This window comes from Pyxidicoccus sp. MSG2 (assembly GCF_026626705.1).
Taxonomy (GTDB): domain Bacteria; phylum Myxococcota; class Myxococcia; order Myxococcales; family Myxococcaceae; genus Myxococcus.
Genome location: NZ_JAPNKC010000001.1, coordinates 6,116,684 through 6,140,922, shown reverse-complemented (window position 1 = coordinate 6,140,922; position 24,239 = coordinate 6,116,684). Strand labels below are relative to the sequence as shown.

The 24,239-nt window shown below is 71.2% G+C and carries 18 protein-coding genes; 9 read left to right on the top strand and 9 right to left on the bottom strand.

The features are described 5' to 3' along the window. The first annotated feature begins 231 nt into the window (after positions 1 to 231). Entirely contained in the window at positions 232 to 2,274 is a 2,043-nt protein-coding gene (locus OV427_RS24035; RefSeq protein WP_267858494.1) for a PAS domain-containing protein, read from the top strand. 17 nt (positions 2,275 to 2,291) lie between these two features. Here the strand turns inward: OV427_RS24035 and OV427_RS24030 are convergent, their stop codons facing one another. Beyond that, positions 2,292 to 3,929, bottom strand: coding sequence for a Sapep family Mn(2+)-dependent dipeptidase (locus OV427_RS24030; protein ID WP_267858493.1), 1,638 nt, complete (start codon positions 3,927 to 3,929; stop codon positions 2,292 to 2,294). A gap of 125 nt (positions 3,930 to 4,054) precedes the next feature. Between OV427_RS24030 and msrA the strand changes: the two genes are divergently transcribed. Both msrA and OV427_RS24020 read left to right on the top strand, forming a co-directional pair. After that, positions 4,055 to 4,711, top strand: coding sequence for a peptide-methionine (S)-S-oxide reductase MsrA (gene msrA / locus OV427_RS24025; protein WP_267858492.1), 657 nt, complete (start codon positions 4,055 to 4,057; stop codon positions 4,709 to 4,711). A gap of 505 nt (positions 4,712 to 5,216) precedes the next feature. Continuing rightward, complete coding sequence (locus OV427_RS24020; protein ID WP_267858491.1) at positions 5,217 to 9,596, top strand: discoidin domain-containing protein; 4,380 nt, start codon at positions 5,217 to 5,219, stop codon at positions 9,594 to 9,596. Between the two features lie 46 nt (positions 9,597 to 9,642). Here the strand turns inward: OV427_RS24020 and OV427_RS24015 are convergent, their stop codons facing one another. The 4 genes from OV427_RS24015 to OV427_RS24000 all read right to left on the bottom strand — a co-directional run bounded on the left by OV427_RS24015 (position 9,643) and on the right by OV427_RS24000 (position 13,736). After that, positions 9,643 to 10,851 (bottom strand): serine hydrolase domain-containing protein, encoded by a 1,209-nt coding sequence (locus OV427_RS24015; protein WP_267858490.1) that lies wholly within the window; start codon positions 10,849 to 10,851, stop codon positions 9,643 to 9,645. 130 nt (positions 10,852 to 10,981) lie between these two features. Beyond that, a complete protein-coding gene (locus OV427_RS24010) occupies positions 10,982 to 12,469 on the bottom strand; it encodes a DUF6068 family protein (protein ID WP_267858489.1) in 1,488 nt (495 codons plus the stop codon). A gap of 75 nt (positions 12,470 to 12,544) precedes the next feature. Continuing rightward, a complete protein-coding gene (locus OV427_RS24005; protein WP_267858488.1) occupies positions 12,545 to 13,267 on the bottom strand; it encodes a YebC/PmpR family DNA-binding transcriptional regulator in 723 nt (240 codons plus the stop codon). 88 nt (positions 13,268 to 13,355) lie between these two features. Then, entirely contained in the window at positions 13,356 to 13,736 is a 381-nt protein-coding gene (locus OV427_RS24000) for a DUF962 domain-containing protein (protein ID WP_267858487.1), read from the bottom strand. Between the two features lie 200 nt (positions 13,737 to 13,936). On the opposite strand from OV427_RS24000, the gene OV427_RS23995 reads away from it, so the two are divergent. Beyond that, entirely contained in the window at positions 13,937 to 15,118 is a 1,182-nt protein-coding gene (locus OV427_RS23995) for a hypothetical protein (protein WP_267858486.1), read from the top strand. 187 nt (positions 15,119 to 15,305) lie between these two features. On the opposite strand, the gene OV427_RS23990 is transcribed toward OV427_RS23995, so the two are convergent. Next, on the bottom strand, positions 15,306 to 16,439 hold the full coding sequence (locus tag OV427_RS23990) for an IS30 family transposase (RefSeq protein ID WP_267857086.1): 1,134 nt from the start codon (positions 16,437 to 16,439) through the stop codon (positions 15,306 to 15,308). 238 nt (positions 16,440 to 16,677) lie between these two features. Between OV427_RS23990 and OV427_RS23985 the strand changes: the two genes are divergently transcribed. After that, a complete protein-coding gene (locus OV427_RS23985; RefSeq protein ID WP_267858485.1) occupies positions 16,678 to 17,832 on the top strand; it encodes a serine hydrolase domain-containing protein in 1,155 nt (384 codons plus the stop codon). 103 nt (positions 17,833 to 17,935) lie between these two features. Further along, positions 17,936 to 18,679, top strand: coding sequence for a glutamine amidotransferase-related protein (locus OV427_RS23980; protein WP_267858484.1), 744 nt, complete (start codon positions 17,936 to 17,938; stop codon positions 18,677 to 18,679). A 168-nt stretch (positions 18,680 to 18,847) separates the two neighbouring features. Here OV427_RS23980 and OV427_RS23975 read toward each other — a convergent pair whose 3' ends face one another. Further along, positions 18,848 to 19,702 carry an SDR family oxidoreductase gene (locus OV427_RS23975; protein WP_267858483.1) on the bottom strand — a complete coding sequence of 285 codons (855 nt, stop codon included), beginning with the start codon at positions 19,700 to 19,702 and terminating at the stop codon, positions 18,848 to 18,850. 101 nt (positions 19,703 to 19,803) lie between these two features. Between OV427_RS23975 and OV427_RS23970 the strand changes: the two genes are divergently transcribed. Beyond that, a complete protein-coding gene (locus tag OV427_RS23970; protein ID WP_267858482.1) occupies positions 19,804 to 20,268 on the top strand; it encodes a winged helix-turn-helix transcriptional regulator in 465 nt (154 codons plus the stop codon). On the opposite strand, the gene OV427_RS23965 is transcribed toward OV427_RS23970, so the two are convergent. Further along, positions 20,249 to 21,019 carry a class I SAM-dependent methyltransferase gene (locus tag OV427_RS23965; RefSeq protein WP_267858481.1) on the bottom strand — a complete coding sequence of 257 codons (771 nt, stop codon included), beginning with the start codon at positions 21,017 to 21,019 and terminating at the stop codon, positions 20,249 to 20,251. The two genes, OV427_RS23970 and OV427_RS23965, sit on opposite strands and share 20 nt — an antisense overlap. Positions 21,020 to 21,097: 78 nt before the next feature. Continuing rightward, positions 21,098 to 21,559, bottom strand: a complete 462-nt coding sequence (locus OV427_RS23960; protein ID WP_267858480.1) for an acyl-CoA thioesterase — start codon at positions 21,557 to 21,559, stop codon at positions 21,098 to 21,100. 98 nt (positions 21,560 to 21,657) lie between these two features. On the opposite strand from OV427_RS23960, the gene OV427_RS23955 reads away from it, so the two are divergent. Further along, complete coding sequence (locus OV427_RS23955) at positions 21,658 to 22,338, top strand: cupin domain-containing protein (protein WP_267858479.1); 681 nt, start codon at positions 21,658 to 21,660, stop codon at positions 22,336 to 22,338. A gap of 118 nt (positions 22,339 to 22,456) precedes the next feature. Next, entirely contained in the window at positions 22,457 to 24,172 is a 1,716-nt protein-coding gene (locus tag OV427_RS23950) for a metallophosphoesterase (RefSeq protein ID WP_267863469.1), read from the top strand. Positions 24,173 to 24,239 lie beyond the last annotated feature (67 nt).

Below are 24,239 nucleotides of genomic sequence, written 5' to 3'. Positions count from 1 at the left end.
CGGCAAGCGCCCGCCGGTGGACGAAGTGTCCCCTGGACGAGGGTGCGTCGCCCCGCGGGGGGAGGCAGCCGGCCCCGGCGGGCGCAGCGCCGCGGGCCCGTACGGCGGCGGCACGACGTGGCGCCCGGGAGTGCGCCTTCACCGGGACGCGAGGGCAGGGCGCGCCGCTTCCATCGTGCCCAACATTGAGGCGGAGGTGGCTGGGGCGAGCAGGGCCTCGGGAGGTCGGCGATGCTGGAGCCGGATTCACGCTCCGTGAATAAAGAGGAGCCCGGTGGGGCGAGGACGCTCCGGGCCGCTGACTTCCTGCGCGCGCATCGCGCCGTGCTCCTGTCCGACTGGGAGCAGGGGATGCACGCGCTCCACGCGGACCGCGCGGAGCGGCACTCCTGGCTCATGGACCACATGCCGGAGTTGCTCCTCGCGCTGGCCGAGGTCATCGAGCATGGCCCCGAGGGGCTCGGCACCGCGCTGTGGGACGAGCACGCGGTGATACGTCTGGACCAGGGTTTCGACCTGGGCGAGGTGGCGTCCGAGTACGCGCTCTTGCGCAAGTGCATCCTGCGCCGGCTGGAGGCCGAGCCGCGCGGGCTGGCGCCGGGCGAACTGGAGCGGCTGGAGGAAGCGCTGGACCGCGTCGTCACGCGCACCATGACGTGCTTCTCGCAGGCCCGTCAGCGCATCCTCCAGGCGCTGGACCGCATGACGCAGGCCACGTTGGACAACCCACCCGCGGACACGCTCCTGATGCGGCTGCTCACCGTGCTGATGGAGTCCGCGCTCGCGGTGGACACGGCGGCGGTGATGATGTTGGAGGGAGACCGGCTGGTGGTGCGCGCCGCGGTGGGGCTGGGGGCGGACAGGGCCCTCGGCAGCTCCCTGCGGCGCGACGAGGGCTTCATGGGCCAGGTGGCCACCACCTGCAAGGCGCAGGCGCTGCGCTCGGCCACCACGGACCCGCGCGTGTTGCTGCCCTCGCTCCGGGAGCCGGGGTTGCGCGCCGTCTACGGCGTGCCCCTGATGGAGGACGAGCGGCTGCTGGGCGTGGCGTACATGGGCTCGCGCACCGCCTTCATCTTCTCCGACCCGGACACCCTGCTGTTCCGCAGCATCGCCCAGCGCGCCACCGCCTACCTCGTCCAGGCCCGGCTGCGGGCGGATGAGCGCGCCGCGCGCGTGGAGGCGCAGCGCTCGCTCGCGCAACTGGACGCGCTGCTGGCCGCCACGCCCGTGGGCATCGCCTTCCTGGACACGGAGCTGCGCTACGTGCGCCTCAACCAGGCCATGGCGGACATCAACGGCCTGCCGCTGGACGGGCACCAGGACCGCTCCTTCCGCGAAGTCCACCTGCACGGGGTCGCGGACACGGTGGAGCCCATCCTCCGCCGCGCGCTCGAGACGGGCGAGCCGGTGCGAGCCTTCGAGTACAGCCTGCCCAATTCCGCACCGAGGGGTGGAGGCCGCAGGTGGCAGGCCAGCTTCTACCCGGTGCGCACCGCACTGGGCGAGGTGCTGGGCCTGGGCTGCGCCGTGGTGGACATCACCGAGCACAAGCAGTCGGAGGCCGCGCTCCGGCAGGCGGTGGACTTCCGCGAGCAGCTCCTCGCGGTGCTGGGACACGACCTGCGCAACCCGCTCAACGCCATCAGCGCATCGGCCTTCCAGTTGTCGCGGGCGGAGGCGTTGGGAGCGCCGGAGCGACGCGCGGTGGACCGCATCCGCAAGGCCACCGCGCGAATGGGGCGGATGATCAACGACATCCTCGACTTCGCGCGCAGCCGGCTGGGCGGCGGGATTCCGGTGGCGCGCCAGCGCATGAACATGGCCGAGGCGTGCCAGGCCGCGCTGGAGGAGCTGCAGGTCAGCCAACCGGAGCGCCAGCTCCACTTCGAGGCGCACGGCGACACGTGGGGGGATTGGGACCCGGACCGCGTGTCCCAGGTGCTGGGCAACCTGGTGTCCAACGCGATTCAGCACGGGCTGAACGAAGCCCCGGTGCGCACCTGCGTCCGGGGCGAGCCCGACGAGGTGGTGCTGGAGGTGCACAACCTCGGCGAGCCGATTCCCGCCGAGCTGATGGCGCGCATCTTCGACCCGTTCAAGACGTACCTCGGCCCGCCGGACACCGCGAAGCAGAAGCGCAGCCTGGGGCTGGGGCTCTACATCGTCAGCCAGATTGCCGGGGTGCACGGCGGCAGCGTGGAGGTGCGTTCCACGGCGCAAGACGGCACCACATTCACCGTGCACTGGCCTCGCGTGCCCCCGCCCGGGTGAGCGGGGGCGCGGGGGCCCTACTTCGTCGCCGGAGCCTGCTGGGGAGCCGGGGGCGCCAGGACCAGCGTGTGCACGGCGTCGGCCAGCATGCGCGTGCCGGCGTCCAGGCTCTCCAGGGAGATGGACTCGTCCGGCGCGTGGCCGGTGTACAGCTCGCCGGGGAAGCCGGGCCCGAAGTCCACGCCCTTGGGGAACAGACGCGCGTAGGTGCCACCGCGCACGGAGCCGGGCTTCACGTCCGGGGCGTTCTTGTGGCGCTTGTAGACGTCGAGCAGCGTGGTGACGAGCGTGCCGGACGTGTCCGCCACGTGCGCATCGCCCACGTAGCGGCCGTCGGCCTCCTTCACGCGGCCGCCGGTGTCCTCGCCCACCAGCTTCGCCGCCTGGTCGAGCGTGGCATTGAAGGCCGCGGCGTCCTTCCCCTGCGGCCGGCGCATGTTGACGCCCAGGGTGACTTTTCCGTCCGCCACGCGCAGCACGGTGGGCGCGGAGAGGAGCGGGCCCATGAGGCCGTCGTCCTTGTACGCCACGCCCAGCTTCTGCCCGAAGTGGTCTCCGTCGAAGCGGCGGGCCACCACGCGCAGCATGGCGGCGATGCCGTTGTCCTCCAGCGGCAGGCGCGCGGCCACGGCGGCCAGGTCCCACATCGCGTTGTGGCCCTCGTCGGCGATGGACGCGTGCACCGCCTTGCCGTGCGTGGTGAGCACCACGGTGTCACCGTCGCGCTTCACGTCGGCCTGGAGCGTGGCACGAGCGCCCTGCTCCGCCGTCACCGCGGCCTGCACGTCCGCCAGGGCCTGCTCGGCGGTGCGGCCCGTGGCGGGCGCCAGCTTCAGCGTGGCGGCGCCGGGCACCTGGGTGAGGAACTCGCCGCCGGTGACGTCCACCGCGCGCAGGGTGGCATTCGCCCCCGCGCCCTTCACCGGCTCGCCCACGGGGGCCTCCAGGCTCCACGCGACGAAGCCGGACTGCGCGGCCACCACCGGGTAGTTGGAGTCCACGGAGATGACGTGCGTGGCCTTGGGCTCGGAGGCCGCGTACTTCGTCATGCCCGACCAGTCGCTCTCCTCGCCGTTGCCGACGATGACCAGCACGCGCCCCTGGGGCTTCAGGCCGAGCTGCCGCGCGAAGTCGAGCGCCACCAGCGCCTGGGCCAGAGGGCCCTTGTCGTCCTCCACGCCACGGCCGTAGAGGCGGCCGTCCTGGACGTAGGGCTCGAAGGGAGGCTTCTTCCACTCGTGCGCGGGGGCGGGCACCACGTCGCCGTGGAACACGAGCCCCAGCTGCGGCGCGCCCTCGCCCCAGGACAGCTCGAAGACGTCGTTGGTGCCCACGGCGCGGTACGTCATGCCGTGCGCCTTCGCCCACTTCTGGAGGAAGCGGCCCATGTCGGCGATGGCGGGGCTCTTCGCGGCGGGCAGCTCGCTGCTGACCGTCTTGAAGCGCACGAGCTGCTTCGTCAGCTCCACCACCTCGTCCAGGGCGCAGGTCTGGACGTAGGCGGCGTAGCGCTCGGCGGCGGGGGCACCCTTCATCGCCGCCTCGGAGAAGCGGGCGGCGCGGGCCTTGGGGGTGCCCTGGCAGCGCGAGTCCTTCGCGGCGAAGGCCAGGGAGGGGAGGACACAGAGGAGGGCAGCGGTCAGTGTTGAGCGCATGTGGGGGGACACCGTAGTCCAGGGACACAGGGCGGCCCACCGTCGGAACGGGCCTTCCACCCTCCGGTCGGCCGCCTGCTCCGTCTGGGGGTGAAACCGGGCGCCAAGGTCGCTATTCCTGGGGCATGTTCTTCAACCCCACGAAGAAGCTGCGTATCCCGAGCCCGGAAGAGGCACTGCCGGGCCGGTCGGAAGAGATGCCCGTCCCCGCGAAGCACGAGGTGCTCGGCACCCCGCTCAAGGGCCCGGTTCCGGAGGGCCACGAGGTGGCCATCTTCGGCATGGGCTGCTTCTGGGGCGTGGAGCGCAAGTTCTACCAGGTGCCCGGCGTGTACAGCACCGCGGCGGGCTACGCGGGAGGCCTGACGCCCAACCCCGACTACCGCGAGGTGTGCTCCGGACTCACGGGCCACAACGAGGTGGTGCGCGTCGTATACGACCCGAAGAAGGTCTCCTTCGAGCAACTGCTGCGCGTGTTCTGGGAGAACCACGACCCGACGCAGGGCATGCGCCAGGGCAACGACACGGGCACGCAGTACCGCTCCGGCATCTACTACACGAGCGAGGCGCAGAAGCGCGCCGCCGAGGCCAGCCGCGACGCGTACCAGAAGGCGCTGCAGGCGAAGGGCTTCGACGCGATTACGACGGAAATCATCCCCGCGCCGCCCTTCTACTACGCCGAGGACTACCACCAGCAGTACCTGGAGAAGAACCCGGGTGGCTACTGCGGCATCGGCGGCACCGGCGTGACGTGCCCGGTGGGCGTGGGCGTCAGCGCCTGAGCCTGCTGTCGCTCGGGGCGCGGCTTCGCGTCCCCGGGCCCGGCCTCCGCGTCCGCACGCGGAGGCGCCTCCCGCGCCCCGGCATCGCGAACCGCGGATGCCCTTCCAGGCGCGGCGGCCCCGGCGTGCCCGCGGCGCCCCCACGCGAGGGCGCCCGCCGCCATCTTTCTTCCACTGCAACCCGAAGGCAGTAGCAGCCCGGTAGATGCCCGTCCGGACTGCGGTTTTCCGCGCGCGCCCGCGCCCACGGGGAAGTCCTGACTTGCCGCGTTATCTGGACCTGGTTTGACTTTATTCAGAGTCCGAACAATTAAAATCCCGACCAGAAAGGAAAGGACCACTCGGACGTAGCGCCTCCTCGACCGGTGTCCGCCGCCCCCCTCCCCCACTTTCTCCAGTGGTCCGCTTTTCCCCTATGAGTGTGCTGACGCGACGTGTGCAGGGAGCGCAAGGCCCCGGCTCGTGGTTGGCCCGGGCGTGCGCGGTATTCGCTGTCGTGGGAGTCATGGCCTTCGCGCCTTCCGCCGAGGCCCAGGTGGGGACGGTGAACCTGGCCCTCAACAAGCCGGTGACGACGTCCTCCGCGGAGGCCGGCCTCCCCGGCAGCTACGCGGTGGACGGCATCGCCACCACGCGGTGGGGCAGCGCCTTCACCACGAATGAGTGGATTCAGGTCGACCTCGGCGCGAGCACGAGCATCGGCCGCGTGGTGCTCACCTGGGAGACGGCCTACGGCAAGGGCTACACCGTGCAGGTCTCCACGGACGGGGCCAACTGGCAGAACGCGCGCGTCGTCACCGACGGCGACGGCGGCACGGATGACCTCGCGCTGACGGCCACCGGCCGCTACGTGCGCATCCTCGGCCAGGTGCGCGGCGTGGTGGAGTACGGCTACTCACTGTGGGAGCTCGCCGTGTACAGCGGCACCGGCGCGACGGGTGACCTCGCGAAGGGCCGGCCCGCCACCGCGTCCAGCGTGGAGGTCAACGCGCCTCAGCTCGCGCCGGGATACGCGTTCGACGGCGACGTCAACACGCGCTGGTCCTCCGAACCGCTGGAAGCGCAGTGGATTCGCGTGGACCTCGGCTCGCCGCAGGCGCTGGGCTCGGTGGTGCTCAACTGGGAGGGCGCTTACGGCAAGACGTACGCGATTGAGGGCTCCAACGACGATGCGAACTGGTCGGCGCTCGCGCCCAACGTCACCAACGGCGCGGCGGGCCTGCGCACCATCACCGTGACGGGCACCGCCCGCTACGTGCGCATGCGCGGCATCGAGCGCGGCACCGGCTACGGCTACTCGCTCTGGTCCTTCGAGGTGTACGCGCCCGGCGGCGGCCCCAACAACCCGCCCCCGCAGACGACGAACCAGACGGTGAAGCTCATGTTCCCCGAGCTGGCCTACGCGAAAATCAACGTCTCGCCCGCGCCCATCAGCGTCACGCCGACGCCCGAGGAGGGCAACACCACGCCGTCCGTGCGCAACCCGCCCGGGCCCTTCACCTACGAAATCACCTTCGCGCCCAACACGACGGTGACGATGTCGAAGAACCAGTTCTCCCCCACCCAGCCCAACACGGACATCCGCCTGGTCGTCACCGACTCCAACGGCGTGGTGCAGCGAGGCCAGTCCGTCTCCGCGCTCGCGGTGCAGGGCGCCGAGTGGAAGGTGGAAATCTACTCGACGGGCACGGGCCCGGACGGGCGTGACAGGACCATCATCCCCGACCCGTACGTGGCGCCCGCGCCGCCCGCCGTCGGCGGAGCCTTCGCCGTCACCGCGCCCGCCAACGCCGCGATGATTACCAACACCCGCCGCCCCACGCTCCAGTGGGCCGCCGTCACCGGCGCGACGAACTACAAGGTCTACCTCAACATCAGCCGCGACGATTACGACTGGATGGCGCCGGGCAGCCTGCTGGACCGCTACACGCTGATGACCACCACCACGGGCACCTCGTGGACGCTGACCTCAGACCTGGCCGACCGCTGGACGTACAAGTGGTACGTCGTGGCCACCCTCCCGAGCGGCAACACCAGCCGCTCCGATTTGCGCAGCTTCTCCGTCTACCTCCCCGTGGTGGAGACGGCGGCGGACGCGGTGCCGCTCATCAACGGCATGCGAGACCTCAACAAGAACGGCCAGATTGAGCCGTACGAGGACTGGCACAACCCCATCACCACGCGCGTCAACGACCTGATGTCGCGCATGACGCTGCACGAGAAGGCCCTGCAGATGTTCTACGAGGCGAAGACGGTGCCGGAGGCCGGCTTCACCATGGGCCCGTTGAGCCCGGAGGACATCGTCAGCTTCCAGCGGGCCTCCGCCGCCACGCGCCTGGGCATCCCGCACATCGACGCGGGCGACAGCATCCACGGCTACAAGACGAGCTGGCCCACGCAGCCCGCGCTCGCCGCCGCGAGAGACCTCGACACCGTCTACGAGGTGGGTGACATGCAGCGCCGCGAGCAGCTCGCGGTGGGCAGCCGCGGCACGCTGTCGCCGCTGGCCGAGGTCGGCACCAAGGTGCTCTACCCGCGCATCCAGGAAGGCAACGGCGAGGACGCCGACCTGGCCGCCGGCATCACCCGCGCCATCGTCGCGGGCCTGCAGGGTGGCCCCGAGGTGAACCCGCACTCCATCTGGGTGACGACGAAGCACTGGCCGGGCCAGGGCGCGGGCGGTGAGGCCGGCATCACCTACGACGGCACCACCATCCACTACCACATGCGTCCGTGGCACGCGGCGATTGAAGCCGGCACCAGCGGCATCATGCCGGGCTACGCGGGAAGCTGGCTGCTGGGGCCGGAGGGCTACGGCGCCGGTGACAACCCGGGCATCCTCAACTACCTGCGCCAGAAGCTCGGCTACACGGGTGTCATCTGCTCGGACTGGCTGCCGTCGGGCGCGTGGTCGCGCTCGGCCAACGCGGGCTCGGACGTCATGGGCGGCGCCAACCCCGCGCAGATGGGCGCCTTCGAGAGCGAAGTCCCGGCGTCCCGCATCGACGAGGCCGTGCGCCGCATCCTCGACCTGAAGTTCCGCCTGGGCATCTTCGAGGACCCGTACCGCGGAGGCCTCGCCGGCACCTCGCAGTGGCACACGGCGGACCACAAGGCGCTGGTGCGCCGCGCGGCCGCCAACGCGATGACGCTCTTGAAGAACGACGGCGCCCTGCCGCTGCGCCTGGCCGCCGGCTCCTCCATCGTCATCGCCGGCCCGCGCGCGGACGACCCGTCCTGCATGGTGACGTGGCGCTCCGACTTCCACGGGACGGAGTTCGGCGACCTCACCATCTACCAGGCCGTCAAGCAGCGCGCGGAAGCGGCGGGCATCACCGTCTACAAGGACAACGCGCCCGCGGGCGTGACGCCGAACGCGGCCATCGTCGTGGTGGGCGAGAGCTACTTCACCCACGGCACCGAGTGGGACAAGGAGAAGCCCTACCTGCCGGGCGACCCCATTGGCCCGGCGCACGACGCGAAGTGGGGTAACCAGTACGGCGTCATCACCAGCTTCAAGTCGCGGAACATCCCCACGACGACGGTGGTCATCCTGCCGCGCCCGTACGTCCTCACCAACGTGGTGCCACAAACCAATGCGCTGCTGCTTGCGTACCGGCCCGGTGACTCCGGAGGCCCCGCCGTCGCGGACATCCTCTTCGGCGACGTCTTCCCGCGCGGCATGCTGCCCTGGCAGCTCCCGCGTGACATGAACCAGGTGGGCACCGACGTGGAGACGGGCCAGCTCGAGCAGTGGGATTTGCCCTTCGACCTGGGCGCCACGGCGGCGCAGCGGGCGGAGATTCGCTCGCGAATCGCGCAGGGCCTGCCGGTGCAGCCCATCTACGGCAACCCGCTGTTCCAGTACGGCGCGGGCATCCAGGGCTTCGGCTTGAGCGACAGCACGCCGCCCACGGCCTTCACGCTCACCACGCCGACGCCGGGCTCCACCATCACCACCAAGCCCACCTTCACCTGGACGGCGAGCAGCGACCCGCAGACGGGCATCCACCGCTACGAGGTCTTCCTCGACGGGAATCCGTTCCCCGTGGCGACGACGAAGACGCCGTCCGCCTCGCTCACCAGCACGGCCATCGGCAACGGGGCGCACACGTGGTTCGTGAAGGCGTACAACTGGGCGGGGGGCGTCACCACCTCGGCCACGGCCACCTTCACGATGAACGACACCACGCCGCCCGTGGCCTTCACGGCGCTGGTGCCGGCGGCGGGCTCCACGGCGCCGGGGACGATTACGACGTTCATCTGGGAGCAGACGACGGACGTGGGCGCGGGCGTCTCGCAGTACGTGCTCAACGTGGATGGCACGGACCGCTCGCCCACTGCGACGCCGCGCGCCTACGTGGGGACGACCACCAACCTCGCGCTCGGTCGCAACGTGGCGGCGACCTCGAACGAGTTCGGCAGCCCCAACGACGCGGTGGACGGAAACGCCGCCACGCGCTGGTCCAGCCGCATCGACGTGGCCAACCCGGACACGGAGTCCATCACCGTGGACCTGGGCGGCGTCTACTCCATCAAGCGCGTGAGGCTGAGCTGGGAGGCCGCGTACGGCCGCCAGTACGTCGTGGAGACGTCGCTCGACGGCGCCACGGGCTGGCAGACGCTGCGCAGCGTGACGACCGGTGACGGCGGCGAGGACGACCTCACCGCGCTGAGCGGCGTCGGGCGCTACGTGCGCATGCGCGGCGTGCAGCGTGCGACGGGCTACGGCTACTCGCTGTGGGAGTTCGAGGTGTACGGCGTGGGCACCGAGCAGCTCTCGATTACGGGGCTGAACGCCGGCAGCCACACGTGGCGGGTGCGCGCGGTGGACGGCGCGGGCAACAGCACGCAGTCCAACGGGCCCATCACCTTCACGAAGTAGCAACGCGTGACACAGCGGGGCGGCCGCGCTTCACGGGCGGCCGCCCTCAGTCGTCGATGGCCTGGTACGCCAGCGTCCAGAAGTCCTGATACACGGGCGAGAGCGCGGGGTAGCCCCCGCGCTGCGTCATCAGGATGGAGATCATCTCCTCCTCCGGGTCATTGCCCCACGCGGTGCCATAGCCACCGTCCCAGCCGTACCGTCCCGGCACCGCCGCCACCCCGTCGCGCCAGGTGACGATGGAGACGCCGAACCCCCAGCCGAAGCTGCCCCACGCGCCGGGGACGAGCCCGGACGCCACCTTCTGCTCGGGCGTGAGCTGGTCCGTCGTCATCGCCTCCACCGACGGCCGCGACAGGAGGCGCACGCTCCCGAGCTTCCCGTTGCCCAGCAGCATCCGCGCGAAGGCCAGGTAGTCATCCGCGGTGGACACCAGCCCCGCCGCGCCGTCCGGAAACGCGGGCGGGCGGCTCCACTGGCTGTCCTGGACGCCGTCGTGCAGCTCCAGCGCCCCCGTCGTGCCATTCGGCAGGTAGGACGTCGCCAGCCGTTCCAGCTTCTCCGCCGGCACGGTGAACCCGGTGTCCTTCATGCCGAGCGGCTCGAAGATGCGCTCTCGGAAGAACGCCTCCAACGGCTGGCCGGACGCGCGCGCAATCAGCACGCCCAGCACGTGCGAGCCCGTGTTGTACATCCACCGCTCACCCGGCTGGTGCATCAGCGGCAGCGTCCCCAGCCTGCGCATCCACTCATCCGGCGCGAGCGGCGTCGCCGGCTTCGGTGGCCCCGCGGAGAGCTGCAAGTCGTTGATGGCCTTCTCGATGGGCAGCGAGCCCGACGGCGGCATGACGAGGCCGAAGCCCATCTGGAAGGTGAGCAGGTCGCGCACCGTTATCGGCCGGCTCGCGGGCACGGTGTCCTCGAGCGACGCCGCGAGCCGCTTCAGCACCCGCCGGTTGGCCAGCTCGGGCAGCCACCGGTCCACCGGCTCGTCCAGCCGCAGCCGGCACTCCTCCACCAGCAGCATCGCCGCCACGGCGGTGACGGGCTTCGTCATCGAAGTGATGCGAAAGAGCGTGTCACGCCGCATCGGTCCACCGCCGCCGAGCGCCTGGTGGCCCATCACGTCCGCGCGCACCTCGTCCCGCCGGCACAGCAGCGTGACGAGGCCGGGCACACGGCCCTCCTCCACGTGACGGGCCATGACGTCGTGCATGCGGCCGAGCCGCGCCCTGGACCAGCCCCCGGTGCTCATCGCCTGCTCCCTTCCGCGGGCGCACTCCGCCCGACTCATGCCGGTGACAGGTCTGGCCCGGTGGCGCGGGAATCGCCCGCGCCCTTCCGAGAGCACCCATCGCCCGCCTCATCCGGAGAACAGGTGTAGCTCAGTGGCGGAGGAAGAGGACGGTCTCCACCGGGGGCATGCGCAGTTTGTGCGCCGGGAAACGGAGCTGCCGGAACTTGCCCTCCAGGCACCGCAGGCGCCGGGACGGGACGACGCCCTCCCTGGGCGACTCGCGGCTCGCGGCACTCAGCGTGGCGGACCGGACGCTGCCATCCGGCTCCACCTGCACCTTCAGCGTGTAGGGCGAGGGCTTGCTCGCGGGCGAGGTCTGCCCGCACGCCTCGTGCAGCTCCGGCGCATTGGCGAGCCGCGAGACTTCATGCGGGCTGACGCGGTCCGGCAAGTCTTCCGGGGGTATGGGCGAGGGCGCCAGCGGCCCCGGGCCACACTCCCACAGCCGGTCTCCGCGCACGCGGCCGTCCGGCAGCTCCACCTCGACGAGCGGCTCCCAGCGGGGGAACCAGGGGAGCCCGTCGAAGGCGGGGTCCCAGGGGTCCTTCGCATACTCCCTGCGGAACAGGCGGTCCTCGAAGGTGCGGCTCTCCACCTCCACGCCCGAGGCCAGGCGGAAGCGTCCGGGAGTGGCCTTCCCGGCGTGCCCCGGCCGCTGGCCCTCCATGCGGCCGATGGTTAGCACCGCGTCGAGGAGCGAGCCGGTGGGCTCCTCGTACCACTCGCTCGCCTCGTACCAGCCGTCCGCGGCCTTCAGCAGGTCGCCGCGCCGCAGGTCCTCCGTCGTGCGCAGGACGCGCGAGAGCGTGCGGCGGCGCGACAGGCCCCACCCGCCGATGAAGCGCTCCTGCTGCTCCGCGCCCACCGCGCCATGGTGGCCGGAGACGGGGATGCGCCGGCACCACGCCTCCGGCGAGAAGAGCCGGGGCACGTCCGCGGGCGGCGGCACCGGCTGGCTCTTCGCGCCGCGCTGGATGCGGGTGGCCTGGAGCTTCCAGCTGTAATAGCCGCCCGCCAGGACGGCGCCGGTGGTCTTCTCCCAGATGCGCCGGGCGAGATAGAACTCCGGCGCGTCCGCGTCGCACCAGAAGCTGACGGGCCCGTCGGCCGTGCGGTCATCGGCCCCGCCCTCCACGCACGTGACGGGCGTCCCGCCAATCTGCGTCGTCACGCGCGGGTCATCCTCGCTGGGAGGCGGAATGGGGCGCGGAGACGGCGGAGGCGCGCGCTCCCAGTCCACGGGGATGAGGAACCTCCGCTGGGGCGTGGCGGCGTGCGCCACCTTCACCGTGGCCTGGACCCAGACCCAGGGCGGCTGGATGGAGATGACCTCCAGCCTCGCGGTGGCGTCCAGCTTCCTCCGGGACTCGGGGCGTTTGAAGGAGCCGTGCTCGTACGTGTACTCGTACTCCACCGAGTCTCCGACGCGCGCCTCGCGCCACGCATTGCGCGGCGGGGCGGTCGCCGCGTCCGGGGCCGTGGCGACGACGGGCTGGGGCGAGTCGTCGTCGGACTCGTCACAGCCCGCGCCCGCCAGCAGGAGCGCGGCGCAGAACGCTGGAAGACGCTTTCTCACTCCGCGCAGCATCGCATGAGGGTAGGAGGGCCACCCAAGAAGGCTTTGGCAGGCAAGCAGACGGGCGCCGGAAGCTCAGCCCAGGTTGTGGAAGACGCGCTGCACGTCTTCGTCCTGCTCCAGTGAGTCCACCAGCTCGAGCACCTCGGTGGCCTTGTCCTCGGGCAGCTCGATGAGGTTCTGCGGCACGTACTCGGACTCGGCGGAGATGGGCGTCAGGCCCTTGGCTTCGATGGCGTGCTGCAGCTGGCCGAAGTCGGTGAAGGCGCAGTGGAGGATGAGCTGCTTCTCGCCCTTCTCACCCTTGCCCTCGCCCATGTCCGCGAGGCCGTGGTCGATGAGCTCCAGCTCCAGCTCGTCCGCGTTGAGGCCCTCGGGGTTGAGGCGGAAGACACCCATGCGCTGGAACATGAAGGCCACGCTGCCGGTGGTGCCCAGGTTGCCGCCGTACTTGTTGAAGTGCATGCGCACGTTGGCCACGGTGCGCACCACGTTGTCGGTGGCGGTCTCCACCAGCAGGGCGATGCCGTGGGGGGCGTAGCCCTCGTAGAGCACGATTTCGTAGTCGGCCGCCGTCTGGCCGCTGGCGCGCTTGATGGCGGCGTCGACCTTGTCCTTCGGCATGTTCGCGGCGCGGGCGTTCTGGAGCACCCGGCGCAGCGTCGAGTTCGTATCGGGATTGGGCCCACCCGACTTCACGGAGATGGCGATGTCCTTGCTGATCCGCGTGAACACCTTCGCCATCTTGTTCCAGCGGGCCATCATCGTGGCCTTGCGCGTCTCGAAAATGCGTCCCATGGGTGGGGATGTATAGGTCGGCGCCCTTCCGCGTGGCTACTCCCACGCGACATCACTCGCGGCGCTGTCCTGGGTGACCCTGGGACGACTACCGGGCCTGCTGCGCGGCGGGCAGCCGGTTCGCGGCGCCGGAGCCGGGCCCGGCGGCGAGGGCCTGGTCCATGTGCGGGTTGAGCCTGCCCAGCGCCATGAGCCCCGCCATGCGGTAGTCGGAGATGAGCGACCAGAGCGGGTACTTGAAGGAGGCCGGCTTGTTGCGCTCGATGACGAAGTGGCTGAACCACGCGAAGCCGTAGGCGGCGACGAGCGCGGCCGGCACGAGCAGCCCCCGCCCCGTCACGGCGGCGGTGATTCCGATGCCCGTGCCCAGGCTGGTGCCCACGAAGTGGAGCCAGCGCGTGGAGGGCAGCGCGTGCTCTCGCAGGTAGAACGGCCAGAACTCGGCGTAGGTCTGGATGCGGTCGGACATAGGGTGAAGTTGTGTCCAGGGGGAGGCCCCGCGTCAACCCGCCCCAGGTCGTAGCGTGTAGGCATGGGCCCGGCCGGATGCCCGCCAGCCAACCGTCCATGGGGCGGGCTTTCAGTCTCACGCGCAATTTGCGACAGGGTGCTGGCAGGGGGAAGTGAGGCGCTCCGCGAGGCGCGCGGCTCGTGGGAGACTGCGGGGCGATGGCGGATTGGATTCCCAAGCTGAATCCCGCGGTGGATCTGCGAAAGCTGGCGCTCAGCCCCGAGGAGGGCTTCGTGCTCTCGCGGCTGGACGGGGCCACGGCCGCGAGGAACCTCCCCGCCCTGACGGGGCTGCCCGTGGAGCGGTTGAGGACCATCCTCACGCGGCTCGTCTCCGAGGGCGCCCTGCTCCCCGCCGTCGCGAGTCCGGGTACGGCGCCGGCACAGACACCGGTGGCTGCCTCGGCCCCGACGCAAGCCGTGAGCCCCTTTCACGGCCACACGGCTCCGGCACAGGGCGCGAGCCCCATTCACGGCCACACGGTTCCGGTGCAGGGTGCACGCCCCCAGCCGGGTCCCCCCGGTGAAGTGGAGGAAGACCTCCCCACGCTGGACCTGACGGCCCGGGAGGCCGATGCGCCCCCTGAGGCCGGCGAAGCTCCGGACGACTCGGAGCCCGCGGACGACGAGCCGGAGGTCGCGCTGGGCAACTACCGCCAGCTCTTCGAGACACGGCTGCACCCGCTGCCCGAGGACCAACGCGTGGCGCACGCGCACGCGGCGGAGGACCCGGAGTTGTCGGCGCTGTGCTTCGACCCGGTGCCGGTGGTCATCAAGGCGGTGCTGGAGAACGCGCGCACGGGACTGGCGCATGCGCGGCTGGTGGCGCGCTACCACCGCAACCCGGTGGGGCTGGAGGCGCTGTGCGGGCGGGCGGCCTTCGCGGCGGACGCGGGCGTGCGGCGGTGGCTGGTGCGCAACCCGCAGCTCCCGGCGGGAATCTTCCGCCGGCTGTGGGGCGCGAGGCGTCTCATGGAGCTGCACAAGGTGACGAACGACCGCGACATCCCCGAGGGCACGCGGCGCTCGGCGCGCGAGGTGCTCCGGCAGCGCTTCGCCAGCGGGCCGGCCGAGGAGAAGGTGGAGCTCATCATCAACACCGAGGGCCGCTCGCTGGCGGCGCTCATCGGCCTGCCGGTGGACGGGAAGACGGCGTCGCTGCTGTGCGGGCGCACGTACCGCTCGCCCCTGCTCATCCAGAACATCGCGCGCTGGAGCGCGGCGCCGCCGGTCCTCATCGCGCACCTCCTGCGGCAGGAGGCGGTCCGCCGCCAGCCACAATTGCGCACGCTCCTCACCCGCCACCCCAACGCTCCCGCGGACGCGAAGCGCGGCCCCTGATTCAGGGAGCGGAAGCCGTCGGCGAAGCCTCACGGCTGCTCGTCCAGACCTGGCGGGCTACCGCCCAGGGCGGCCAGATGTTCCGCTCGACGATGCGGCGGCCCGGGAGCACCAACCCCGGCAACGGTCCGGACGCTCCCGGCACCGTACTGTTCGGAAATGTCGGGACATTTCGCGCCAGGCGGTCTCAACCGGTCATCGCAACGGCTCGGGCGAATACCTCGGCGGGGGTGTGCCAGTCGAGTGTCTGGCGCGGGCGGCTGTTGAGTTGGGCGGCGATAGCATCGAGTTGCTGCGCGCAGAGGTGGCTCAAGTCCATGCCCTTGGGCATGTACTGGCGCAGCAGGCCGTTGGTGTTCTCGTTGCTGCCGCGCTGCCAGGGGCTGTGCGGGTCGCAGAAGTAGACTTGCACGGCGGTGTCGAGGGTGAAGCGCACGTGCTCGGACATCTCCTTGCCCTGGTCCCAGGTGAGGCTGCGGCGCAGGGCGTCAGGCAGCTGGCCAATCTTGTGGGTGAGGGCCTGGCGCACGTGGCCCGCGGTGCGGCCCTCGGGCAGGTGCAGCAGCATGACGTAGCGGCTGTGGCGCTCCACCAGCGTGCCCACCGCGGACTTGCCTTGCTTACCGAGGATGAGGTCACCCTCCCAATGGCCTGGCACGGCCCTGTCTTCGACTTCGGGTGGACGCGCGCTCAGCATCAGCTTGTCCGGCAACTGGCCGCGTAGGTCCGTGCGCCCCTGGGGCCGGCGCTGGGTGCGGCCCGTGCGCAGACACGCGGTGAGCTCCTTGCGCAGGGCGCCGCGCGTCTGGACGTAGAGGCTGCGGTAAAGGGTTTCGTGGGACACGTGCAGCTCGGGGCAGTGCGGGAAGTCTCGCTTGAGACTGGCGGCAACCTGCTGAGGACTCCAGCACTCCTCCAGCCGCCGCTCCACCTCCTGGCGCAGCCGTGGGTACTCCTGCAGCTTCGTGTGCTTGGGACGCCGTGCCCGGTGCGTTGCGCCCCGCTCGCCGCGCCACGCCCGGTAGCGCTTGCGCCCACCGGTACGGGCCACTTCACGGCTGAGCGTGGAGGCCGCCCGGCCCAGGCGCCTCGCGATGGCACGCAGCGAGTCGCCCGCCCGCAGCCCCCGCGAGATTTCCTCGCGCTCCTGCACCGACAGCCGCAAAGCGGAACGCACGTGGGCCCTCTGCATCATGCTGCCCGCCCCAGGGCGCAGCCGCTGCAGCGTGCGCTCACTCACCCCAGCCGCCCGCGCTGCCGCCTCCAGCGTCTGCCCGGCCGCTACCGAGCGCCGCACCGCCAGCCAGTCCTCTGCACTCATCCTGCCGAGCTTGCCTCGCCTCTGCACCGGACACCTCCCCGGATGCACGCCGCTATGCCGTGCATCCCGACTGGTGCGTTCACCGGTTGAGACCGCCGCGCCACAAAACCCCCGACATTTCCGAACAGTACGCCCCAGACCCCGTCCCGGCCCCCCTCATGCCAACCCCCTCCCCATGACTGACCTCGGGGCCGAACACCGGCCGCAACTTTCCCCGCCGGAATGGGTTCCTGCTCGAATGCTCCTGCGTGCCCTGCTCCTGGCCCTCGTCTGCGTCGCGTGTGCGTGCGCAGCCGCCACACCGGACGAAGCCCCGGACGCGACTCCGGATGCCGGCGAGGAGGTCCCCGCGGACGCCGGCGTGAATGCCTCCCTGGATGCCGGAGTGGATGCCGGCACGGACGCGGGCGCGACGCAGGTGCTCATCTTCCCCGGGGACGACGCGAGCTGGCCGACGGTGGACCCGGCCAGCGCGGGCTGGGACGTGGCGAAGCTGAACGCGGCGCTCGACTTCGCGGGCTCTCGCAACACCCGCTCGCTCGTCATCCTGCAGGACGGTCGAATCCTCGCGGAGCGCTACTGGGCGGTGGGCCCGAACTTCATGCGCGACATCGCCTCCGCGCAGAAGAGCATCGTCTCGGTGCTGGTCGGCATCGCGGTGGAGAAGCAGCTCCTCACGCTCGACGAAACCGTCTCCGGCGTGCTCGGCGCCGGCTGGTCGAACGCGGACGCGGAGGCCGAAGCCCGCATCACCGTGAGGCACCTGCTGACCATGACGAGCGGCCTGGGCCTGACGCTCGAAGCGCAGGCGGCGCCCGGGACGACATGGCTGTACAACAACGACGCCTACCATCGGCTCCAGCTCGTGCTCGAGAAGCGCAGCGGCCTGGGCATCGACGCGCTCTCGCGGGCCTGGCTGTTCCAGCCGTTGGGCGCGACGCACAGCGAGTGGGCGCCGCGCGCGCAGGCCGACAGCCAGGGACTTCCCCTCTGGGGCCTGTCGATGAGCGCACGAGACTTCGCCCGCTTCGGACTGCTGATGATGGCGGACGGAGCGTGGAACGGGACGCAGGTCGCGCCCTCGGCGTACCTGGCCACGGCGACCCGCCCGTCGCAGGCGCTCAACCCCGCCTATGGCCAGCTCTTCTGGCTCAACGGCCAGGCCTTCACGCTGATACCGCCCGGGAGCGCCCGCATCGACGGCCCGCTCATCCCCAGCGCGCCGCAGGACGTGTTCGCGGGCCTGGGCAAGGACGACCAGAAGGTCTACGTGAGCCGCTCGCTGCGCCTCGTGGTGACGCGGCTGGGAGCGCAGGCCGGCACCCGCACGGCGGAGACGCTCTCCGACTTCGACGAGGAGCTGTGGTCGAGGCTCATGGACGCGCGGCACTGAGTCCTTGCCGCACGAAGGCCGGGCTGGTATCCGCGAACTCCCTGGCGCATCCCGCTCGCGCTGCTGTCGCGTACCCGGAGCGGTCGAACCGTCAGGAGGAGCCGTGAGCCACCCCGTCGTCCGTATCGGTCTCGTGGGAGACCGCAGTCCCACCGTGCGCGCGCATGGTGCCATCCCCGTGGCCCTGGAGCTCGCGAGCCGGGCAGTCGGTGTGTCGGCCCCCGAGCTGACCTGGTTGAGCACGCGCCAGCTGGACGGAGTGCGCGAGGACACGCTCACCCCGTTCGCCGGAATCTGGTGCGTGCCCGGCAGCCCCTACGAGAGCATGGACGGCGCGCTCGCGGCGATTCGCGTGGCGCGCGAGCAGGGCATCCCGTTCCTCGGCACCTGCGGCGGCTTCCAGCACGCGCTCATCGAGTTCGCGCGCCACGTGCTCGGACTGCGCGAGGCGGACCATGCCGAGTCCAATCCGGACGCGGCCCTGCCGCTGGTCGGCGCCCTCTCCTGCTCGCTGGTGGGCACGCGGGGCAAGGTGACGCTGACGGCGGGCTCCCACGCGGCCCGGGCCTTCGGCCGCACCGAGTCCACCGAGTCCTACCACTGCAACTACGGGCTGAATGCGAGCTACCGGCACGTGCTCGACGGCGCGCCGTTGAAAATCACCGGCGAGGACGAAGAGGGCTCCGTGCGCGTGGTGGAGCTCGCGGAGCACCCCTTCTTCCTCGCCACGCTGTTCCAGCCCGAGCTCAGCGCGAGCACGGGCCAGCCCCATCCGCTCGTCCAGGCCTTCCTCGCGGCGGCCTCCGCCCGGGCGGCCCGGATGCAGTCCGCGAAGCACACCGGCTGACTCGAGGCGTGCGCCGGGTGAACCTCCGTGGGGACCCCCCCTCTCCGCACGTGAACATGCGAGACAGGGGCCCGATACGTTGGCGAGCCTCGGCGCTCGAACTCCACGGCGCGGAGGCTCGCCACGGGCTGCGATACGGGCCGCCCGATGAGCCGCCGTGATGGAGCCTCAGCGCTTGAACGCCACCGCCACCGCGTCCGCGAGCGACGTCGTCGGCCGGCCGATGAGGCGGCGCAAATCACCGGAGCTGTCATTCAGCTCGCCGCGAGAGGCGCCGACGTCGGAGTCCGCCAGAATCTCCGCGAACGGCCCCGGCACGCCGGCTCCCGTGAGCACTCCCTGGTACTGCTGCGCCGGCAGGTTGTTGTAGGCAATGGGCTTGCCCGCCTTGCGAGACACCTCGGCGGCGAGCTCGGCCATGGTGAACGGGACGTCACCCGCCAGCTCGTACACCTTGTTCTCCTGCCCCGGCGTGGTCAGCACCGCCGCCGCGGCCGCCGCGTAGTCCGCCCGGGTGGCCGCCGCGACACGCCCCTCGCCTGCGCTGCCCACGAGCGCGCCGTGCGCCAGCGCGGGCCCTAGGTTCTCGGTGTAGTTCTCGAAGTACCAGCCATTGCGCAGGAACACGAAGGGCAGGCCCGAGGCGCGAATGGCCTCCTCGGTGGCCTTGTGCTCTCCGGCCAGCGCCATGCGCGTGCTGTCCGCGTGCAGGATGCTCGTGTAGGCCAGCAGCCGGACTCCGGCCTTCTTCGCCGCGGCAATCACCGCCTGATGCTGCGCGGCCCGCTGACCCACTTCGTTGGAGGAGATGAGCAGCACCTTCTCCACCCCGGCCAGCGCCGGCCCGAGCGTCTCCGGCCGGCTGTAGTCCGCCTGTCGTACCTGCACGCCGCGCGCGGCGAAATCCCCTGCCTTCGCGGGGTTGCGCACAGCGACGGCGACCTGGCTGGCGGGGACCTTCTTGAGCAGCTCCTCGACGACGAGACGACCGAGCTTCCCGGTGGCGGCGGTGACGAGAATCATGGGGTGAATCTCCTGGCGTGAGCACTTCGTTGAATCGCGAGACTCACCGTAACGGCGGTACTAACTATTCGTAAGTACCTACCTTGAGGTAAGTTACTGGCATGGCGACGACGAAGGGGCCCCGGCACCTGAGCCGGATGATGACGAAGCTGGCGGAGCAGCATGGCGACGTGCACGCGGCGGACTGCCCTTCCCGTGGCGTCCTGGAGCACGTCACCAGTCGCTGGGGCGTGCTGGTGCTGGTCGCCCTGGTGGACGGCACGCACCGCTTCAGCGAGCTGCGGCGGAAGGTGTCCGGGGTGAGCGAGAAGATGCTCGCCCAGACGCTGCATGCGCTGGAGGAGGACGGCTTCGTGCTGCGCGAGGTCCACCCGGTGATTCCGCCGCACGTGGACTACACCCTCACGCCCCTGGGCGAGGAGGTCGCCGGACACGTCGAGGCGCTGACCGACTGGATTGAGGAGAGCCTGCCCCGCATCCTCGAGGCGCGGGCCCGGCAGGCGAAGACTCCCCGCAAGAACGCCAGCGAGCCCAGGGCCCGCCGGGTCACGGCCTCCGGGCGGTGAGGATGGGCTGGTAGAAGCCCGTCTCCTCGGGCAGGTACCACCGCGTGTCCATGAGGCCGGCCCGCGTCAGGGCCCGCTCCAACTCCACGCGGTGGAGGGCGCGGTACACGCCGGTGTGCTCGGTGGTCTGCCAGCCGCTGCCCTCGGGGCGCAGGATGAACTGGTGCACCGTGTACATCCGGCCGTCGGCGGACCAGTCCCAGAGCTGGAAGAGGATGCGGCGTCCCTCGGGGGCATCGAGCACGCGCTCCGAGGTGAAGCGCGGCTGCTGCGCCACCAGCGTGTCGTAGTCGCGGATGCTCAGCGCCAGCAGTCCTCCGGGGGTCAGCTTCGCCGCCATGGCGCGCGCGGCCGCGTCGAGGTCCTCGTCCGTCAGCAGGTGCGGCACCGCGTTGTCGAAGGCGAGCACCACGGGGAAGAGGCCTGCCACCTGCGTGTCCAGCGTGCGCATGTCCGCCACGCCGGTGGTGAGGGTGACATTCATGGCGCGGGCCTCGCGCTCGGCGCGGGCCACGGCGGCGGGGCTCAAGTCGGTGGCGTGGACGTTGTAGCCGCGAGCCGCCAGTCCCAGCGCCTGGGTGCCGATGCCACACGCGCAGTCCAGCACGCGGCGGGGGGGAGGCGCGCCGCAGCGGCGCAGCAGGGCATCCAGCGCGGCGCCCTGCCGCTCCACCGACTGCGCCCAGTTGGCGAAGAGCAGGTGGTACTCCTCCGCCAGCCCCTCGTAGAACCCCAGCACCGCGTCACTCATTGCGGCGTGTCCTACCACTCATGACCGGGCGCGCACCTGCCCTCGTACGCACAGGCGTCACGCGGTGGACCGTGGACGTCACGGCCCGAAGGAGCGCCCCTCGAGCGCCTCGATGGCGGCGCGGATGGGCGCCGGGACGGGGACCTTCTCGTGGGTGCCGTACTTCAGGGTGACGATGACGCAGCCGCCCCGGGTGTAGAGGATGCCGTCCTCCTCGCCCGCCACCGCGTGTTCAATCGTGATGGACGAGCTGCCGATGCGGCTCACGCGGGTGCCGGCCAGCAGGCGCGCGGGGAAGACGACGGGGCGGAGGTACTCCGCATTCGTCGCCGCGAGGATGGGGCCGATGCCGCCCGGCGTCCTGTCCTCCCCCGCGCCCGAGGTGCTGGTGAGGCCGACGCGGGCGAAGTAGGCGATGCGGGAGGTCTCGAACCAGGTGAAGGTGCGGGCGTTGTTGACGTGGCCGAAGGCGTCCATCTCGCTCCAGTGGAGCGTGAAGGGGACGACCACGGGGAAATCCTCGAGGGGGGAGTGCGACATGCCGGCCAGGGTGCCCCAGGCCGGGCGTCCAGGGAACGGCGAACCGCGCCTGCCTGCCCTCCAGACAAGTGGCACCGCCGTGGTAATTCATGGGGGTCATGCGCTCCCGCCTCCTGATTCCCGTGCTCGCCGTCACCGGCACCGCCGCGCTGTCCTGGGCCCGCGAGCCGGCGCCCGTGTCCGCGAATCCCGCCGCACCAGCGCCCCAGCCGGCCCCCGCCGCCGTGAAGCCCCTCGCGCAGGTGCCCCAGCCGGCCACGGCTTCCGCGCCCACGGCAGCGCCCACCACGGCGGCCGCACCCGCGAGCCCACGCGGGCCCGTGTCAGCCCCCACGAGCGCAACCGCCACGTCGTCGGCCCCCGCACCCGCGAACCCCGCCACGCCCACCGTGCGCTACCGCGTGCCCACCTCGGAGGCCCCGCGCCACGTCATCGCCGGGGGCAAGGGCCGCGCGACGCTGCTCCTCAACCCGTCCACCGGCGCCACCGCCGCGTCCGTCACGCTGCTGGAGTTGCAGCCCGGCGCGGAGGTGCCCGAGCACATCCACGATTCGAGCGCCGAGATTCTCTACATCGAGGAAGGCACGGCGGAAATGACCGTCTCCGGAGAGAAGCTGCGCGTCGGCAAGGGAGACGCCGTCTACATCCCCGCGGGAGCGAAGCACTCGGCGCGCGTGTCGCCGGGCCCGACGTTCAAGGCCGTGCAGGTATACGCCGGCCCCGGCCCCGAGCAGCGCTTCACGCAGGGCCCCCGGGAGAATGCCCCCCATGGCCGGTGAGCGGAACACGGCGGCCGCGCGCGCGGACGAGCCCACCGGCTCCTCACCCGCCCTCCCCGTCGCCGAGCGCCTGCAGCCGGTGTCGCCGCGCGAAGGACTGCCCATCTCCGACAGCGGCATGGCCACGCATCCGCGCCAGCGCGCGGACATGGTGCGCTGGCTGCACCCGGCGCAGTTGCTGCGCACGGGCCTGGACGCGCTGGTGGCGGCGGTGTTCGGCGCGCGAGCGGACCACCGCCTCATCGAGGCCGTGGTGCGGCCGCAGGCGCCCTACTTCGACTACTCGCAGGAGGCGCTTCCCGAGGGCGACTTCTGGCTCGACTACGTGGCGGACACGGGGGACGGGTGGAACTCCACGTACACCGTGGCCCGGCTGCTCGCGCTGCCCCGGCTGACGCTGCCCGTGCGCGGCATCTCGCGGGGTGAGCCCTACGAGACGAAGCGCGGGCGGGTGCTCGTGTTCGGCGGGGACGGCGTGTACCCGGGGGCCAGCCGCGAGGTGTACGAGGAGCGACTGGTGCAGCCCTACGAGGCGGCCATGCGCCGCACGCAGGCGCCCAACCCGGACCTGTTCGTCATTCCGGGCAACCACGACTGGTACGACGGCCTGTCCGCCTTCATGCGGCTGTTCTGCGCGAACCGGTGGATTGCGGGCCGGCGCACGCGGCAGAGCCGCAGCTACTTCGCGCTGAAGCTGCCGCACCGCTGGTGGCTCATCGGCACGGACGTGCAGCTCAACAGCGACATCGACGTGCCCCAGGTGGAGTACTTCCGCGAGGTGGCCCAGCACATGGGGCCGGATGACCGCGTCATCCTCTGCAACGCGGAGCCCGCGTGGATTCTCGCGGCGGCCGCGCGGCGCAAGGGCAGCTACCTGGAGAACAACCTGGAGTACCTCCAGGAGAAGGTGCTGGGCCGGCGCATCAGCGTCTTCCTCGCGGGCGATTTGCACCACTACCGCCGGCACGAGGACGCCGCGGGCCGGCAGAAAATCACGGCGGGCGGAGGCGGCGCCTTCCTGCACCCCACGCACGCTCCGGCGGCGCACGTGCTGCGAGACGGCTACACACTCCAGAAGAGCTTCCCGGACGAGCGCACGTCGCGGAAGCTGGCGCGAAAGAACCTGCTGCTCATCCGCTACAGCCCGCTCTTCGGGTTGATAACGGGGGCGCTCTACCTGTTGCTCGCGCTCGCGGCGTACGCGGAGGTGGGCTCGCTGGGGCTGACGCAATTGCCGAAGGTGGTGATGGCGGTGGCCAACAGCATGGTGAGCCGGCCATGGACTCTGGTGCTGGGGCTGGGCACCATCGGCGGGCTCATCGGCTTCGCGGACCCGCACTTCGGGAAGTGGCGGACGCTGGCGGGGACGCTCCACGGGCTGGGCCACATCCTCGGCGCGTTCTTCACGGCATGGGCGGCCACGTACTTCACGGTGAGCTGTCTGGGCGTCTGTCCGGACCTGACGGCGGACGGGCTCAACTGCGCGGACGGCTGGGCGCACCTGGCGGGCAAGTTCCTGCTGTCCTCGGGCTTCACCTTCCTGTTCGGCTTCCTGGTGGGCCCGTTCGTCATGGGGCTGTACCTGTGGCTGAGCGTCAACTTCTTCGGGGCCCACTCCAACGAGGCGTTCATCTCGCTGGCGCTGCCGGACTGGAAGAACTTCCTACGCCTGCACATCAACGAGGACGGGCACCTCATGGTGTACCCGGTGGGCGTGGAGCGCGTGCCGCGCGAGTGGAAGGCGACACACGCGGGCCCCTACGCGCCCGCCTTCGACCCGGATGACCCGAAGGCCACGGCGCCGGTGCTCATCGAGCCGCCCATCCGCGTGTAGCCGGAGGCACACGTGCGGTAGCCTCCCGATGCCACCTGGCCCGGCTTCCGGGTGGCGCTCCCGGATG

Bases quoted from the DNA above. Each gene is read 5' to 3' on its own strand.
- OV427_RS23965 (WP_267858481.1), bottom strand. From the start codon at position 21,019: ATGAGTGACGCGGTGCTGGGGTTCTACGAGGGGCTGGCGGAGGAGTAC.
- OV427_RS23975 (WP_267858483.1), bottom strand. From the start codon at position 19,702: ATGATTCTCGTCACCGCCGCCACCGGGAAGCTCGGTCGTCTCGTCGTC.
- OV427_RS24005 (WP_267858488.1), bottom strand. From the start codon at position 13,267: ATGGGACGCATTTTCGAGACGCGCAAGGCCACGATGATGGCCCGCTGG.
- OV427_RS24035 (WP_267858494.1), top strand. From the start codon at position 232: ATGCTGGAGCCGGATTCACGCTCCGTGAATAAAGAGGAGCCCGGTGGG.
- OV427_RS23985 (WP_267858485.1), top strand. From the start codon at position 16,678: ATGCTCCTGCGTGCCCTGCTCCTGGCCCTCGTCTGCGTCGCGTGTGCG.
- OV427_RS24030 (WP_267858493.1), bottom strand. From the start codon at position 3,929: ATGCGCTCAACACTGACCGCTGCCCTCCTCTGTGTCCTCCCCTCCCTG.
- OV427_RS24020 (WP_267858491.1), top strand. From the start codon at position 5,217: ATGGCCTTCGCGCCTTCCGCCGAGGCCCAGGTGGGGACGGTGAACCTG.
- OV427_RS23960 (WP_267858480.1), bottom strand. From the start codon at position 21,559: ATGTCGCACTCCCCCCTCGAGGATTTCCCCGTGGTCGTCCCCTTCACG.
- OV427_RS23970 (WP_267858482.1), top strand. From the start codon at position 19,804: ATGGCGACGACGAAGGGGCCCCGGCACCTGAGCCGGATGATGACGAAG.
- OV427_RS23950 (WP_267863469.1), top strand. From the start codon at position 22,457: ATGGCCACGCATCCGCGCCAGCGCGCGGACATGGTGCGCTGGCTGCAC.
- OV427_RS23995 (WP_267858486.1), top strand. From the start codon at position 13,937: ATGGCGGATTGGATTCCCAAGCTGAATCCCGCGGTGGATCTGCGAAAG.
- OV427_RS24000 (WP_267858487.1), bottom strand. From the start codon at position 13,736: ATGTCCGACCGCATCCAGACCTACGCCGAGTTCTGGCCGTTCTACCTG.
- msrA (WP_267858492.1), top strand. From the start codon at position 4,055: ATGTTCTTCAACCCCACGAAGAAGCTGCGTATCCCGAGCCCGGAAGAG.
- OV427_RS24015 (WP_267858490.1), bottom strand. From the start codon at position 10,851: ATGAGCACCGGGGGCTGGTCCAGGGCGCGGCTCGGCCGCATGCACGAC.
- OV427_RS23955 (WP_267858479.1), top strand. From the start codon at position 21,658: ATGCGCTCCCGCCTCCTGATTCCCGTGCTCGCCGTCACCGGCACCGCC.
- OV427_RS23990 (WP_267857086.1), bottom strand. From the start codon at position 16,439: ATGAGTGCAGAGGACTGGCTGGCGGTGCGGCGCTCGGTAGCGGCCGGG.